Below are 18,504 nucleotides of genomic sequence, written 5' to 3' on the forward strand. Positions count from 1 at the left end.
GACGACACCTCAACCGCAGCCGCCACCAAACCCGCCAACGTCACATCATCAACACAACGATCCGTAACATTCACACCCCCCAACACCAACCCACGTTCAACCACAGACTCCACGGCAAACAGTTCCACTCGCCGATCCGGTTCTGCGACAGCGGTAGTCAAGACCGACTCGAACGCGAACATGAGACGTGAGGCAGTGGATTCCTCGAACAGATCCGTGGCGTACGTCAGCGCAACGACGAGCCCGGAAGGTCGACCGTCGTTGTCGAACTGTTCGGCCGCAACAAAATCGAGGTCGAACTGAGTGCTCACCACCGCAGGTTCGATGCTCTCGATGTGCAGCCCGTTGAGAGTCAACTGTGAATCGAGATGGTTCTGTAGTGCGAGGCCGACCTGGAAGAGCGGTGAATACGACTGCGAACGAAGCGGATCGAGTGCCTCCACCAAGCGCTCGAACGGAACGTCACTGTGGGCAAAAGCCTGCAGATCGGCGTCGCGGACTCGGGAGAGCAAGTCGGTGAACTGCTCACCTGGGTCGACAGTGGTGCGCAACACGACGGTCCCCACGAACATGCCGACCAGGTCGTCGAGCACGCGTTCTCCGCGGCCGGCCGTCGGCGTCCCGACGGCAAAGTCGAGATCGCCGGTGAACCGCGACAGTACAACAGCCAGAGCCGCATGCAACACCATGAACGGCGTAGCGCGGTGCTGCCTGGCCAGTTCGGAAATCGCTTGTTGCAGTGCAGGTTCGAGACGAGCGTTCAGAACCGCTCCACGACCGGAAGCCACCGCGGGGCGGGGGCGATCCAACGGGAGTTCGAGGACGGACGGCAATCCGTCGAGTGTGTCCGACCAGAACGCGAGTTGTCGCGAGATCAGCGAGGTCGACGATTCTTCCGAACCCAACGTCTCGAGCTGCCACAACGCATAATCCGCATACTGCACCTCCAGCGGCGCCCACGACGGCACCGCACCCCTGGACCGCGCCTCGTACGCCACCATCACATCACGCGTCAACGGCCCCATCGAGAAACCGTCACCCGCAATGTGATGCACCGTCATCGCCAGAACGAACTCGAACTCCGCCAACTGCACCAGCGACGCTCGAACCGGAATCTCGGATGTGAGGTCGAACGACACACCCAGTACACCGGCCAGCACGTCGTGGAGCGAATCCTTCTCCACCGCAATGATGTCGAGAACGTCGAGAGCGTCAGGTGCTTCGACAACCTCCTGGTATCCCGTCCCGTCATGCTCCGGGTACACGGTTCTCAAGACCTCGTGACGAGCGACCACGTCGGCGATACTTGCGCGCAACGCCTCGACATCCAACGGACCGGCGAATCGAAGAACCACCGGGATGTTGTACGCCGACGAGTCGGGATCGAAGCGGTTGAGGAACCACATACGAGTCTGCGCCGGAGAGAGCGGAATCCTTGTCGGCCTCGGCTGTGAGCGCAGCGCGGGTCGGCGCGAAAGCTCGGCGGTTTCCACCACGGCTGCCAACTCTGCGACGGTGGGCGACTCGAAGACCACACGCACCGGCAAGTCGGTGCCTGCGACGGCGTTGATCCGCCCGAGCAACCGAGTTGCACTGAGCGAATTGCCGCCGCGTTCGAAGAAGTCGTCGTCGACACCCACTTCATCAGTCTTTCCGTCACCGAGGACCTCGGCAAAAGCGACGGCTACCGACAATTCGGCCGGTGTGGTCGGTGCGCGGAAACAACGCGCCTCGAAAACCGGCTCCGGTAGCGCATGTCGATCTACCTTGCCCGTACTCCCCAGCGGCAGGGCGTCGAGTGTCATCAGGACTGTCGGCACCATGTAGCCGGGCAGGGCGGCGCGCAGTCTGGTCAGGATGGTCGACTTCTCGACGGCCGAGCCCGCGGCCGCAGTGACGTAACCGATCAGGTGTTGTTCGCCGTTATCAGATGTCGTGACTGTGACTACCGCATCCTGAATCGAGGGGTCGGCACGAAGCGCTGTTTCGATCTCACCGAGTTCGATGCGGAAGCCTCGGACCTTGACCTGGAAGTCTGCACGCTCGAGGTATTCGAGACTGCCCGAGGCATTCCACCGAACCAGATCGCCGGTTCGATAGAGGCGCTCACCCGATCCGTTCGGATCGGCGACGAAACGGGTCGCGTTCTGCCCCGGATCCCCGATGTACCCACGGGCCAGCTGAACTCCCGCGAGATAGAGCTCACCTGCAACACCGACCGGAACCGGGTGAAGGCGGTCGTCGAGTACATGCAGTCTCGTGTTCCACGCGGGAGTTCCGATCGGAACGGTTGCCACGTCGACATCGCTCGTTCGGTGTGCCGTGACACTGACCGCAGCCTCCGTGGGGCCGTACAGGTTGTAGACCTGCGCCGAACTCTGATCTCGCACATGCTTGGCGGTCTGTACCGGCAGGGTCTCACCGATGCACAGAATCCGGGTGAGAGAACTTGGCAGCCGACGCTCGGATGCACTGAGCAGTGACAACATCGAGGGAACGGCATGCAGCGTCGTCACCTGCTCGCGCTCCATCAGCAACGTGAGGTAATCACCGTCCAGCTGTGCTCCTGGCTCGGCGAGAATCAGGCAGGCACCGGTTTGCAACGCCCACCAGTACTCCCAGACGGACAGATCGAAGGTGGCTGCGGTTTTGACGAGCACACGGTCATCGGCACCGAGAGGGAACTGATCCTGCTTCCACAAGAGTTGATTGGTGATCGCTCGATGGGAGATCGCTACGCCCTTGGGCTTTCCGGTGGATCCGGAGGTGTAAATCGCATACGCGATGTTGTCCGGGCTCAGGCCCGCGAGGCGTTCCGAGTCCCGAATCGGCGATCCGTCGATACCGTCCAGCCCGAGAGTGTCGATGTTCACGCCGGGGTACTGCTCGCCGAGCGAATCGTGAGAAGTGTTCAGAACAACTGCGGGCGCTGCGGATTCGAGGATGTGAGCCGTGCGTTCTGCCGGCTGATCCGGGTCGAGCGGAACGTAGGCCCCGCCTGCCTTCACCACCGCGTACATGGCAACGACCAGTTCGACGGAGCGCCGAAGATTCAGCGCGACAGTCACTTCCGGACCGACACCGATTCCGATCAAATACCGCGCCAGGCGGTTGCATTCGGCATCGAACTCGGCATAGGTCAGACGACGGTCACCGAGAACCAGTGCTTCGGCGCTCGGTGTTCTGCGTACCTGGGCGTCGAACAGATCCGCGAGGGTCGTCTCCGGAACGACGGCGTCGGTGTTGTTCCACGTGTCGACGGTGGCCGCGACCTCTTCGTCGCCGAGCAGAGCGATGTCGCCCACCGGAACGCCCGGGTCACGCCCGATCGAATCGAGAACGCGCAGCAGCCGGTTGGCGAATGTCGCCACCGTGGATTGGTCGAACAGATCTGTTGCATAGGTGAACGACGCCGACATCGAACCCGAGTCCCCAGGGGTGACGGTCAGGTGGAGGTCGAACTTCGCCGTCTCGACTGGGGCGCCAACTGCCGCGATCTGCAGTCCGGGTAGTGCAAACATTGTCGGCGTGAGGTTCTGGAAGGACAGTGCCACCTGGAACAACGGATGGCGGGCTGTCGATCTGAGCGGATCGATGATCTCGACGAGCCGCTCGAACGGCAGGTCCGCGTGTGCGAAGGCGGCGAGATCCTGATCGCGGGTGTGGTTCAGAAGTTCCGTGAACGGCGCAGCCGTGTTCACCTGGGTTCGAAGCGCCAAGGTGTTCACGAACATCCCCACTAGTGCGTCGAGCGACTCGTGTCCTCGTCCCGCGATGGGCGAACCGATGGTGATGTCGGCGCTGTCTCCCAGCCTTGCGAGAAGTACGGCGAATGCGGCGTGGACGACCATGAACAGGCTCGAGCCTGATCCGACGGCAAGATCACGCAGTCGATCGGCGGTGTCCGAGCCGATCGTGAAGTGAATCTCCTTGCCGCGATAGCTCTGACGGGGCGGACGCTGCCGGTCCGTCGGCAGATTCAGCAGGTCCGGAATTCCGGCGAGCGTGGACGTCCAGAACTGAATTTGCGCCTGAGCATCACCCGAGGGTTCGGATTCGGTCCCGAGCAGATCGTGTTGCCAGAGAGCGTAATCCGCGTACTGCACGGGCAGCGGCGCCCACTGCGGCGCGTCACCCCGAGAACGTGAGACGTAGGCACCCATGACGTCGGTGGCCAGGGGTCCGAGTGACGATCCGTCGGATGCGATGTGATGCATCACGACGGCGAGAACATGCTCGGTCTCCGAGATTCGATACAGAGCCGTCCGCATTGGTACGGCAGTCGTCACGTCGAATCCGGTGCGGGCAAGAGCGAAAAGCCGTTCCAACGCTTCGGCTTCGGTGACGTCGTGCGGTACCAGATCGAGATCCACCGAAGACGTTGACAGGATCTCCTGACGGGGTCCGTCCGCGGTATCGGGATAGTAGGTGCGCAGGGACTCGTGGCGTTCGACGACGTCGAGAAGCGCGAGCGCCAATGCCGGCGCGTCCAGGGTTCCGCTCATGCGAAGTGCGAGCGGTAGGTTGTCCGTGGCTGCCGCGGTGTCGAATCGATTGAGGAACCACATCCGAGTCTGCGCCGGCGAGAGCGGAATACGTTCGGGTCGCGGTCGCGCTTCCAATCGAGGCTGATCATCGCGTTCTGCCGAGTCCGCCAGCAGAGCGAGTTCTGCGACAGTGGGAGCCTCGAACAGCGCTCGAACGCCGAGTTTGATCCCGAACGAGGTGTTGACGCGGGCAATCGCCCGAGTGGCACTGAGCGAATTTCCACCCAGCTCTAAGAAACTGTCTTCTGCTCCGACGGCGTCGGTTCCGAGAACCTCGGCAAAAGCGCTGGCGACACGAATCTCTGCATGTGTGGTCGGCGTCCGGAACGTCGCCGAGGCGATGAACTCCGGAGCGGGAAGTGCTGCGCGATCGAGCTTCCCGGCCGGAGTCAGGGGTAGCGATTCCAGCACGATGACAGCGGTGGGCACCGTGGCACGGGGCAGGATCGCTGCGACGGCGTCGAGGATGGACTCTGCCGACACCGCGTCCGCGACGATCACGTATCCGACGAGTTGATCGCCGAGAGTGTCGTGACGATGAACGGCGGCAGCGGCGGCACTCACTCCACGGACGGAGGCGAGCGCTGATTCGATCTCCCCCAGTTCGATGCGGAGTCCGCGAAGCTGAACCTGGGCGTCGGATCGTCCGATGTACGCCAGTTCGCCCTGGTCGGTCCAGGTGACCATGTCGCCGGTCCGGTACATCCGCGCGCCTGGTGCACCGAAGGGGTTCGCAACGAAGCGTTCTGCGGTCAGCCCCTCGCGTCGGTGGTACCCGCGTGCCAAGCCGGGGCCCGACAGATACAGCTCGCCCCTGACCCCGACGGGTACGGGTCCGAGGGCGGAATCGAGGACCAGAACGTGGGCACCTTCGAGCGGAGTACCAATCGTGACGGTCGAGAGTGAACGGTCATGGTGTTGCACACCGTCACCCACCGGAGCCGTGGTACCGAGAAGCGCCCCGGTCTTGGTGATGACGATGGTGCTCTCGGTCGGCCCGTAGCTGTTGAAGAGTCGTGTCTTGCTGTGAAAGCGACCCAGCAGCTGTGGTGGGAAGACGTCGCCACCGAGCACGACGGTTTCGAGGTCGGAGAGCGTTCCAGCCTCGACGGTGGTCATAGCCGCCGGCGCTGTCACCACGTGGGTGACGCGGTGACGGCGGATGACGTCGGTGAGTTCGTCGCCGGCGATGACCGATGGCGGTGTGATCACCATCGTCGCACCGGCGGTGAACGCGAGGATCATCTCGAACATGGAGGCGTCGAAACTCGACGACGAGAGTCGCAGAACCCGTGAGAGTCGAGATGCCGTCAGATCGGTGCGGGTCCGAGCGGAGAACACAGACAGTCCTCGGTGGGTGACAGCGACACCCTTCGGCAGACCGGTCGAGCCTGACGTGTAGATCAGGTAGGCAACATGATCCGCGTGTAGCGTGCGGATCCGATCGGCATCGGTGACCTGCGCCGCGGAGTAGCGATCAAGGTCGAGATCGTCGATCTCGATCGTGTCGATACCACTCGGAAGTGTTGGTGCTGTCTCCGAGTCGGTGACGACGACCAGCGCGGCGGAGTCTCGAAGCATGTGAGCAATGCGCTCGTCGGGGTACGTCGGATCCACCGGAACGTACGTTGCGCCGCTCTTGGCAACGGCCCACAGCGCGAGTATGGATTCAGCCGACCGCGCAAGAGAGACAGCAACGGCCGTTTCGGGGCCGGCGCCGCGCTCGATGAGGATCCGTGCCAGCTGGGAGGACCGCGAATCCAGTTCGCTGTACGTCATCTCACCACACGACTCGGAGACGATTGCCACATCTGCGGATTCCGAGTGTGTGGTCAACAGATCCGCGAGAGTGAGGATCGGGGTGGCTGCCGGACCGGTTACGGAGGTGAGCCTGGTGTATTCGTCCTCGTCCAGTAGGTCGATATCCGCGATTGCCGTTTCGGGGGCCGTGACAATCTGCGCGAGAATCCGTCGGAACCGGTGTGCAAATCCGTCCACGGACGCGCCGGTGAAGAGATCTGTGGCGTACGTCCAGGTGAGATTCATCGAATCAGCGTGCTCGACCATCGTGATCTGGATGTCGAACTTTGCCGGAACGACTGCGGTGTCCACAGCTTCGATCTCGAGACCGGGCAGTGCGAACGCCGCGGTTCCCTCCTGCTCCTGGGAGAGCGCCACCTGAAAGATCGGCGAGTGGGCCTGGGATCGAGCGGGCTGCAGTATGTCGATCAGCCGCTCGAAAGGTAGGTCCGCATTTTCGAATGCGGCGAGGTCGGTGGCTCGCACCTGCGCCAACAGATCCAGGAACGACAACGCGGGCGTGAGACGGCTACGCAGGGCCACCGTTCCGACGAACATTCCGACCACGTCGTCGAGCGCCGGTTCGCCGCGTCCGGAAATCGGTGTCCCGATCACCACGTCATCGGTCGCACCGAGGTTGGACAGAAGTACCGCGAGGGCGGCATGGAGCACCATGAAGGTTGTGGCGCCGTGTGTGCGGCCCACCTGCTGGAGCGCACTGACCATCTCGGGAGCCAACACCAGTTCGGTGCTCGCTCCGCGCAGCGACGCAAGCGCTGGGCGCGGGAAGTCGGTGGGCAGTTCGAGAAGCTCCGGCGCTCCGGCCAACTGGTCACGCCAGTACTCGGCCTGCGCGGAAGCAACACTGGTCCGGTCACTTTCCGAACCGAGGACCTGGTGCTGCCAGAGGCTGTAGTCGGGATACTGAACAACCAACGGGGCCAGTGACGGCTCGGTTCCCGAACGCCGTGCCGAGTAGGCGAGAACAAGATCCCGGGCGAGCGGCGCCACTGAGGCACCGTCCGCGGCGATGTGGTGAACCACGGCGACCAGGATGTGCTCGTCCGCCGAGAGTTCGAACAGGTTTACCCGCAACGGAATTGCTCGGGTGACGTCGAAGCCCTCACGCACAGCGTCGACAATCCGCTCGGCAACCTGTTCGGGAGAAACCACGGTGTGCTGGAAGGGTACGTCTACGGCTCCGAGAATGGACTGGTAAGGCCCAGCGGTATCTTCGGGAAAGATGGTTCGCAGGGACTCGTGACGAAGAACGATGTCCGACAATGCTTCTCGCAGAGCCGAGGAATCGAGCTGCCCTTGCAGACGAAGGACGAGCGGGATGTTGTACGCAGGTGATTCTGGATCGTATCGATTGAGAATCCACATACGCGATTGCGCCGGCGAGAGCGGGATACGCTCTGGCCGAGGCCCGGCCGTCAGAGCGGGCCGGGTACTACTGTGCGCACCGTCGACTGCCGCGGCGAGGGCCGCGACCGTCCTGGCGTCGAAGAGGACCCGAACCGGGAGGGAAACTGAAAGTTCGGTGCAGATCCGTCCCATCACTCGGGTAGCACTGAGAGAGTTTCCACCGATGTCGAAGAAGTCGTCCACCACGCTCACCCTGTCGACGGCCAGAACGTCACCGAAGATCCGGCTGATCACCGTCTCCGTCTTCGTGATCGGTGCGACGTACGCATTCCGGCGCACCGTCGGCGCCGGCAGTGCGCGGTAGTCGACTTTGCCTGCCGGCGTCAGCGGGATTTCCTCGAGAACGATCACCGAGGCGGGAACCATGTGTGCAGGAAGTCGGCCGGAGACGAAGGTGCGTACCTCCTCCGGATCCAGATGCTCACCGACCACGTACGAGGTCAGCCCGACGGTGTCGTCTGCAGTCGTCACCGCAGTTCGCACTCCCGCGTGGGCGGCGAGCACCGCGTCGATCTCTCCGAGTTCGATGCGGAATCCACGAATCTTGACCTGTGAATCGCTGCGGCCGAGATACTCGAGTTCCGTTCCACGTCGTCGCACGAGGTCGCCCGTGCGATACATCCGCAGCCCCGAACGCGAGGGATCGGCAACGAACCGAGCAGCCGTCAGGTCGCCGCGGTGGTGGTAACCGCGGGCAAGTCCACGCCCGCTCAGATACAGCTCTCCTGTCACACCGTCCGGAACGGGACGAAGGCGAGAGTCGAGAACATGTGCGACGGTACCGAGAACGGGAGTACCGATGGTGATCCGATCAGTCGCCGACAGGGGCCCAGCGAGGGTTGCCATGACGGTGGACTCGGTGGGACCGTACGCGTTGAACATCTTTCGCGTCGGCGCCCACACCGCGACCAACGCGGCGTCGCAGGCTTCACCGCCGACGATCACGACACCGAGATCGGGAACATCCGACGGTTCGACCGTGGCCAGAGCTGCCGGGGTCACAAACGCGTGGGTGATCTTCGACGCCTGCATGAGATCTGCAAGCTCACTGCCACCGTAGATGCCGGTGGGGACAACAAGCATTGCGGCACCAGCACCGACAGCCATGGCCAATTCGAGAACCGAAGCGTCGAAGCTGGGCGAAGCGAAATGCATCGTGCGACTGTGGTTGTCGAGTTCGTATCGCTGAATCTGTTCGTCGACCAACGCCGCCAGCCCCGCATGCGAGACGGCGACGCCCTTGGGGGTGCCGGTCGATCCCGACGTGTAGATGACGTACGCAGTGTGATCCATCCGAATCGGTGACGTGCGATCGGAATCGAGAATTCCAGCGTCGCTGACGTCGGCGCGATCCAACGACTCAGCCGCTTCTTCCGTCAGCGTCAGGGCCGCGCCCGAATCGGTGAGCATGTGATCGATCCGCTCGGCCGGATAGCTCGGGTCGACGGGTACAAAAGCGGCTCCGGTCTTGGCGACGGCCCAGGTCGCGAGGACGGACGTCGCTGATCGCGGAATGGCGATCGCCACTACAGATTCGGGGCCGATTCCTCGCGCGAGGAGTGCCCGCGCCCACCGATTGGTTCGCCGGTCGACGTCGTCGTACGAGAGTTCGAAGTCGCCGTACAGCATGGCCGAACCGCCGTTCGACTTGGTAACCCCGGCGGCAAGAATCTCGGGCAGCGTCAGTTCCGTCAGCGCGACCGTAGAGGCAGCTCCCTGACGTTCGATCTCTGGCATCGTCCGCAGATCGAGGTCGCCGACCACTGATTCAGGTTCGACGACAACCGTGTCGAGAATGGCGGCAAACCGAGCCGCGAGCTCGCGCACAGTCCGCTCTTCGAAGATGTCGACGGCATAGGTCCACGTCGCGGTCGCCGATCCGTCCGGGCCTGGCGACGAAACATCCAGTTGAAGATCGAATTTCGAGATCGGCGTGTCCAGCTCAACCTGCGAGACGACAAGGCCCGGAAGCTGCACGGATGGAGTCGGAAGATCGCCGGTCGCGAGTACCACCTGGAAGAATGGGTGGTGCGCCGTCGAGCGAGGTGGGTCGAGTACCTCCACCAGACGCTCGAAGGGAATGTCGGCGTGGGCAAATGCCGAGAGGTCTGCGTTGCGGGTCGTCTCGAGCAAAACACGGAAGGATGCAGCCGGATCCACCTGTGTCCGAAGAACCACGGTCCCGACGAACATGCCGACGAGGTTGTCGATGGCCTGATCCCCACGTCCGCTGACCGGGGTGCCGATCGCGATGTCGGTCTCCCCCGCCATCCGCGACAGCAACACCGACAAGGCAGTGTGCAACACCATGAACGGTGTTGACCGCGTGCGACGAGCCAGAGATTCGACAAAGCTGTACGTCTGCGCGGAAATGACCGATGACACCGTCGCACCTCGATAGGACGCGACCGCGGGATGCGGCCGATCCGTCGGGAAATCGAGGCGGGTCGACATGTTCGCCAATGCACCGCGCCAGTAGTCGATCTGGCGCGATGCCTCCGAATCCGGATCGTCCTCGGCGCCGAGAGAATCGATCTTCCAGAGCGTGTAGTCCGCGTAGTGGACGCTCAACGGCGACCATTGTGGTGCAATGCCCGCGAGCCTTGATGCGTACGCCGCCATCACGTCCGCGGCCAGCGGCTGCATCGACCATCCGTCGCCACCGATGTGGTGGACGACAAGAACGAGAATATGCTCCGACGCAGCAGTCCGCAGGAGCGCGACCCGCAGGGGGACTTCAGTGGTGACGTCGAACCCGGCGCCGACCAATTCCCCGATCGCCGCAACAGGGTCGCTGACATCAACCGGTTCGAGCACCACCGGCACATGCGCGAGAATGTGCTGGTACGGCCCGCTCGAAGAATCCGGGTAGAGAGTGCGCAGCACCTCGTGCCGGTCGACGACGTCACTGATCGCCTGGCGCAGAACATCGATGTTCACGTCGCCGGCCAACGAGAGCGCTGCCGCGATGTTGTAAGCACCGGAATCCGGATCGAATCGGTTGAGGAACCACATTCTCTGCTGAGCCGGCGAGAGCGGAATCCGTTCCGGTCGCGGGCGCGGGCCGAGACCGGGCAATCCGGGTCGGTCGCCGCCTGCGACCAATTCAGCCAGCGCACCGACCGTCGGAGCATCGAACAGTTCTCGAACCCCCAGCGAGGATCCCAGCGTCGCATTGATTCTCGCCACGACCCGCGTAGCCGTGAGCGAGTTGCCACCGAGCGCAAAGTAATCGGCGGTCACGCCGATGTTGTCCACTCCGAGCAGCTCGGAAAAGATTGCGGCGATCGTCTTTTCGGATTCGGTGGACGGAGCAACATAGTCGCCCAGCGCCACATCCGGTTCCGGCAGTGCTCGCCTGTCGAGTTTTCCGTTGGGGCCGAGTGGCATCGAATCCAGGAACACGAAGACGGAAGGAACCATGTAGGCGGGCAGCTTCGCCTGCGAATGACCGGCGAGAAGCGCTATGTCGGTCGCCGAATCAGCCGTGATGTAGGCGACGAGGCGTTCCTCACGTACGACGGTGACGGCGGAGAGAACTCCCGAGAGTTCCAACAGGACAGCGTCGATTTCGCCGAGCTCCAAGCGCTGTCCGCGAAGCTTCACCTGAAAGTCGGTACGGCCCAGATACTCGATCTCGCCGATGGGATTCCACTTGACCAGATCGCCGGTCCGGTACAAGCGCCCGGAACCGAAAGGGTTGGCCACAAAGCGATCTGCTGTCAGATCAGGACGGTCGACATAGCCACGAGCGAGCTGCACTCCCGCGAGATACAGCTCCCCCGGAACGCCGATCGGGCTGGGCGCCAGAAGGCGATCCAGCACGTAGGTCCGCGTGTTCCAGACCGGAGCGCCGATCGGCACCGGGCCTGCCACGGCGGAATCCGTCTCGTGGAACGTCACGTCCACGGCAGCTTCAGTGGGACCGTAAAGATTGTGCAGACGTGCACCGATTCGCTCGTGGAAACGAACGACCGTCGCACGCGAAAGTGCCTCGCCGCTGGCGAACACCTGACGAACGGAGTGAAGCTGCTCGAGGTCTCCGTCGACGAGGAAGACGTCGAGCATCGACGGGACGAAGTGCAAGGTGGTGACACCTTCGCGAGCGATCAGCTCGGACAGGTACCGAGCATCGCGGTGTCCGTCGGGTTCGGCCACGACCAGTCTCGAACCGGTGACGAACGGCCAGAACAACTCCCACACCGAGACGTCGAAGGTGGCCGGTGTCTTGTGCAGCACGACATCGCGCGGCGCGAGCGGGTATTGATGTTGCATCCACAGCAGACGATTGACTATCGCACGGTGCGATACTGCAACGCCCTTGGGCTTCCCGGTGGAGCCGGACGTGAAGATCACGTAGGCGATGTGATCCGGAGATACGCTGCCGAGGCGCTCGACGTCTTGGATCTGCCCGGTGGAGTACCGCGAGAGATCGATCTCGTCGAGGAGCACCGGCTTGATCCCCGCAGGCAGAGAAGCCGCATCCTCTCTCGTCGAAAGGACTACCGACGGTGCTCCGATGTCGAGCACGTGCCGGATCCGCTCGCCGGGATGCTTCGGATCGATCGGAAGATAGGCTCCGCCTGCTGCGATGACGGCGTGGACCGCGACCACGTAGTGCGCACTCCGTTGCAGGGCGATCGCGACCAGAGACTCGGGTCCGACCCCACAGTCGACGAGGTGACGAGCGAGGGCGTTGACCTGCGAACGGAATTCGCGGTGGCTGACTGTCGTGTCTCCGAACGTCAGTGCATCATCAGACATCTCGACGACGCCCGCGTCAGTGAAGAGTAGATCGAGCAGCGTAGCGTCAACCAGGGTGTGGGACGTGTCGTTCCACTCGTCGAGTACGAGCCGACGCTCGGCATCGTCGAGATAGTCGATGTCGCGGATGCGGATACTCTCGTCGGTCATCGCAGCGAGAATCAATGCGAGGCGTCGGCCCAGACGCTGGGTGGAGTCGTGGTCCATCGCATCGGGTGCGTACTCGATGGTGAGACGAAGGCTCGGTTCGAGGACGGTGACCAGCGCGAGCGGGTAGTGAGTCGCATCTGCGACCTCGATGCCCGTGACACGCATCCCTGCGATATCCGTCGCGGATTCGAGCGCCGAACGGTCCACGGGATACGACTCGAACACCGTCAACGTGTCGAACATGGCGCCGGCACCCACCGCCGACTGCACCTCGGCAAGGCCGACGTGATGGCTGTCGAGCACCCGAACCTGCTCGGACTGAACTTGTTCGAGCAGTTCGGATACCGAATCATCCGGGTTCACTCGAACTCGAACCGGAACAGTGTTGATGAACAACCCGAGAATGTCTTCGACCCCGGTCAGCGACGCGGGTCGACCGGACACGGTGGCGCCGAACACGACGTCGTCGCGCCCGAGCATTCGGCTCAGCAGCAGGCCCCATGCAGTCTGGACGACGGTGTTGACCGTGACCCCGGTGCGCCTTGCCAACGCGACGATCGCCTCGGTCGACGAGGCTTCCAGCGGAACGTCGACGTCCACGGGAACTGCGTGCACGGAGGACTCTGCGCGCTGTGGTGCAATCACCGTCGGTTCGTCTGCCCCCGACAGCGCGCCGACCCACCTTTCCACTGCCTCGCCGTTGTCCTGTTCGGCAAGCCAGTCCAGATAGGTGCGGTACGAGCGCGCGGGAACCGACAGCGATGTGTCGGCGGCGTAGAGCGAAAGCAGGTCGCGCACCAACAACGGCATGGACCAACCGTCGAAGAGAATGTGGTGATTGGTGACGATCAGGTGCGCGGAGTCCACACTCTCGCGAACCAGAACTGCACGAAGCAGCGGGGGCGCGCTCAGATCGAACGGCGTTGTGCGCTCGAGTTCCGCGACGGCGTGCGGATCACTGCCGAGCACCTCCCGCCATGGAGTCGTCACGGAATCGAGAACGAGCTGTGCTGCAACGCCGTTCGAGTCGTACACGAAGGCGGTCCGAAGTGCGGCGTGGCGCTCGAACAATCTCGCGAGCGACCGGTGAAGTCGTTCGCTGTCGACGATCCCGCCCAGGGAAAGAACGATCTGCCCGGTGTAGACATCGACGGTATCGGCGGTGAGGCTGGCGTGAAACTGGAATCCCGCTTGCAGCGGCGACAGCGACCAGATGTCCTCCAGGTAGCCGAACTGCTTCTCCCACAGTTCTATTTCGTCCTGCGAAGCCGAGACCAGGGGAACGTCGGACGGTGTGAGACCGGCATGATCTCCGACGGAGGCGACAATCTTCTCCAATTCGACGCGCCACGCCCGCGCAAGCTCCTCGACTGCACCGGGTTCGAAGATGCCTTCAGGGAAAGCAAATGTCGCCGAAAGGAACTCGCCTTGTGGTCCGTCCATGACGACGGCATTGATATCGATGGCGTGGCTGACCGCGAGATCGCTTCCACTGCCGTTGTTGAGATCGATTCCGGCATCGGGAATCCAGCCGGCAGCCCTCAGTTCGTCGCTGAACTCGGCGGTGGACATCTTGCCCAGATAGTTGAAACCGATTTGCGGCTCCGGACCGGTCAGCAACCCTGCGCGTCGGAGCAGCCCGTAACCGATCCCGGATCCCGGTGTGGCTCGCAGCTGTTCCTTGACGGATTTCACGACCGCAACTGCGTCCGCTCCGAGTCCCGTGAGATCCATGCGGACCGGGTACGCCGCCGTGAACCAGCCGACGGTCCGGGACAGGTCCGAGCCGGGCAGCACGTCTTCGTCTCGTCCGTGGCCTTCGAGCGAAACGAGCACTCGCTGCGATCCGCTCCAGGTGCGAAATGCCAGGGCCAGTGCGCTGAGTAGTCCGTCGTTGACACCGGCCCGATAGTGCGACGGTACCGAGCGCAACAGGTGATCCGTCGTGTCATGGTCGATGTCGACCCGCACGCGACGGAGGGACGATCCCCGGTCTCGGTCCGAATCGAGAGTTCGTGAACCGATGGGTGACACATCGGCGGCGACGATCTCGCGCCAATATTCGAGCTCCGCCGACGGTGCCACGTCGGTGAGTCCGTGCGACCAGCGGCGCAGCGAAGTCCCGACCGGCATCAATTCCGGAGTGGCACCGTGAATGATCTGTAGCCACACAGCGGCGAAGTCGGGAAGCAGAATCCGCCAGGAGACACCGTCGACGACAAGGTGGTGGATGACGATGACCAATCGGCCCGAATCGTGCGCCGAATCGAGCCAGACGATCTGCGCAGTAACGCCGCGGTACGGATCGAGCCGCGAGGCAGCGTCCGTGGCCGCCGCGGTGAGAGCTTCCTCGAACTCCGAGGTACCGGGTTGCGCTTCGGTGACCGTTCGCCGAACCCACGTGTCGACGACACAACTGGGGGCGATGTCGAATCCGGAGTTGTCGGGCAGCAAGCGCGCGCGAAGAGCGTCATGTCGATCGACAACCACTTGAAGAGTCGCGGCGAGGCGCGAGAGATCAAGTCCGGCAGGAATACTGACCGACACTGCCTGATAGAAGGCATCGATGCTGCCCGCCATGCTCAATATCTTGGTTGCGATCGGGGTAAGGGGGACAAACCCCACTCCCCCACCTGGCAGTTCCTTGAGTACAACGGATTCATCTGCCGGGAGCGCAATTTCGGCCAATCGAGCCACCGTCTTGCGTTCGAACACATCACGCGGCGTGAAGACGACTCCGGCAGCTTTTGCGCGTGAGACGAGTGAGATCGCGACGATGCTGTCTCCGCCCAGCGCGAAGAACGAATCGTCGACACCGACTCGCTCGACGCCGAGGACAGACGCAGCGGCATCGGCGATGATGCGCTCAACCGGGCCGCTCGGCGCCCGGTAGTGCTGAGCCTCCGAACGAAGGTCAGGCTCCGGTAGTGCTCGGCGATCGACCTTTCCAGCCGGGGTCAGTGGTACTTCGGCAAGCGGTACCAGCTGGGAGGGAACCATGTGAGCGGGCAGGAATCGAGAGGCGTGCGCGGTCAGAGCCTCTTCGTCGAGGCTGTAACCCGGCTTGATCTTCACGTACGAGTACACGGTGCCGCGGGCCAGCGTCACGACGAAATCGACGGATTCATGTTGTGCAAGTACTGCGTCGATCTCACCGAGTTCGATCCGAAGTCCGTTGACCTGCACCTGAAAATCAGAGCGGCCGACATACTCGAGGGTGAGCTCCCTGCTCCAGCGCACTACGTCACCGGTACGGTACAACCGGGTTCCACCACCGAGGGGATCGGCGACAAAACTCGCAGCGGTCAGCGCCGAACGTGCGTGGTATCCCTGAGCCAATCCGGGGCCACCGAGATACAGTTCACCGGCCACCCCGACGGGCACGGGTCGCAACCAGCGGTCCAGAACCATCAGATGTGCGCCCTGAATGGGTGAACCGATCGTGATTGCTTCATCCGACGACAGCGGAGGCGTCGTGGTGATGACGATGGTCGACTCGGTAGGGCCGTAGCTGTTGTAGAACCGGCAGATCGGGCCGAAGCGCCGAACCAGATCCGGCGGGCACACGTCGCCACCGACAACCACCGCTTCGAGATCCGGCAGACCTGTGGCGTCCACGGTGCTCAAAATTGCCGGTGCACTGATGATGTGGGTGACGCGCTCGCTGCGCAGCAGTTCGGTCAGTTCGTCGCCGCCGTAGACATCGGCCGGAGCGATGACCATCGTCGCCCCGGCACTGAACGCCTGGACCATCTCGAAGACGGACGCGTCGAAACTCGCCGAGGAGAATCGCAGAACGCGCGAATGCACGCCGACCCCGAGTTCGGGACGACCCCAGGCAGTGAAATCGACCAACGCATTGTGCGTGACGGCAACACCTTTCGGCGTACCGGTGGAACCGGACGTGTAGATCAGATACGCGGTGTGATCACTTCGCAGAGGCGCCGTGCGGGCGGCATCGTCGACAACGGACTCGTCCCCGACATAGCTGAAACCGTCGATCGAGATCCAGTCCAGATCACCGGGCAGCGCCTGACGGACAGTCGAATCAGTGAGTCCCACAACGGCATTACTGTCGCTCACCATGCGAGCGATTCGTTCGATCGGGTACGTCGGATCAACCGGAACACACGCGGCGCCGGTCTTGGCAACGGACCACCACGCTATGACGGCATCGATCGATCGGGGTAGCGCGATCGCCACACCGTCACTGGGGCCGACTCCGCGTCGGACGAGTATTCGAGCAAGGACATTGGAACGTCGATCGAGTTCGCGGTAGGTGAGTTGCTCAGTACCGCAGCGCAGTGCGATCCCCTCCGGCGACGCCGTGACACCGCGCGCGAGAATCGAGGGCAGTGTCATCGGCTTCAACGCTGCCGATCCGCGTGCCGGGACGAGCGACACCCGCTCTGCTTCGCTCAGGATCTCGAGATCGAGAACGCGAGTGCCTGGCAGCGCTTGGTTGTACCGAGTCAGCAGGTCGACGTATCGGCGAACATGCACGCCCAGGTCATCCGCGTCGTACAGATGGGGATTGGCTTCGAAATCGATTCGCGGTGCCTCGCCCGAAGCACTCGGATAGATGTTGACCGACAGGTCTTCCACCGAACCCGTCGACAGCACGTGGAATCGACCGGTCACCGACCCAAGAACCACTTCGGGGTGAAAGTTCATGATGTTGATCGCGGGACCGAAGAATCCACGCTCGCCGCCGACGCCTCGATCACGTCTCATGTCTTCGGTGCGATATCGCTGATGCCTGAGCGCACCGGTCAGTTCCAGCTGGACTGCCGCGCTCAGTTCGGCAACCGTGGTCGTCGCAGTCACCGAGACTCGCAGCGGAACGACATTGGAGATCATTCCACCCGAACCACGAAGAACCTTGTTCGTTCGCGCGGTCACCGGCAAACTCAGGACGACGTCTTCGGTGCCGATCACGCGGGCAAAGTAGAGCGCGAAGGCAGCCACCGCTGCCGCGGAAGAGAATCCGTCCGCGCTCACCACCGCACTCGCGCCGTCAAGTGGTCGGCCGACCACGACCGCACCCGCCGTGGCGTCCATTCGCCTGCCGGCCAGGCTCCCCACTTCGGGAAGCTCTGCCGTCTTGGCTGCCCAGTAATCTCGATCCCTGACGAATCGCGGCGAGCGCTGATACGCGGCCTCGGTCGCGTACACGGCACCCAAATCATGCGCCGAGGATTCTCGGACCTCGAGGCCGGCGACATCGGCTGAGTACAACTCGGCGATGCGTGTCATGAAGTTCATGGCACCGTAGCCGTCGAGGACCAGGTGATGGATTCGGCAGTACCAGAAGTGGCGGTTTACGCCCACGCGCAGGACGGCAGACTTCACCAATCGGTCGGTGAGAAGGTCAAATGGGCGGGTGTACTCGTTCCGCATCCACTCGTGTGCAGCAGTTTCCGGCTCGAGCTCACCGCGCAGATCGACGACCTCGACGCTCTGGCTGAGCTCAGGATCGATCTGCTGAAATGGTTCGCCGTCCACCTCGAGCAGTTTCAGCATTCCGGAGCCGAACTCGTGCGCTGCTGTGACGCAGGCCTTTTCGAGCACCGCCGCGTCGAGGGACCCGTCGACGACGACGTACTGCGCGATCGTGATCGGCACATCACTGCGCAGTAGCTGGGCAAACCAGATTCCGCGTTGCGCGCTGGTCAGCGGAAAGGGCTCGAAACGTCGATCAGCATGCACAGCGTCGTTCTCTCATCTGCCGAAAAAAGTACCGACGGCCTGCGTCGATTGCTGTGGTCTTGCGGCGCGAAATAACCGAACCGGCTGCCACTCGACACAGTCCGCC

The 18,504-nt window shown here is 63.0% G+C and carries 1 protein-coding gene; it reads right to left on the bottom strand.

The genetic code is table 11. From position 1 onward, the window contains the following. The coding region (locus ACFQ6H_RS21835; protein WP_378648551.1) for a non-ribosomal peptide synthase/polyketide synthase at window positions 1-18,398 on the bottom strand (18,398 nt) is incomplete at its 3' end. Between the last annotated feature and the right edge of the window lie 106 nt (window positions 18,399-18,504).

Origin of the sequence: Rhodococcus sp. NPDC056506, assembly GCF_042794945.1 — a bacterium.
Classification (GTDB): Bacteria; Actinomycetota; Actinomycetes; order Mycobacteriales; family Mycobacteriaceae; genus Rhodococcus_F.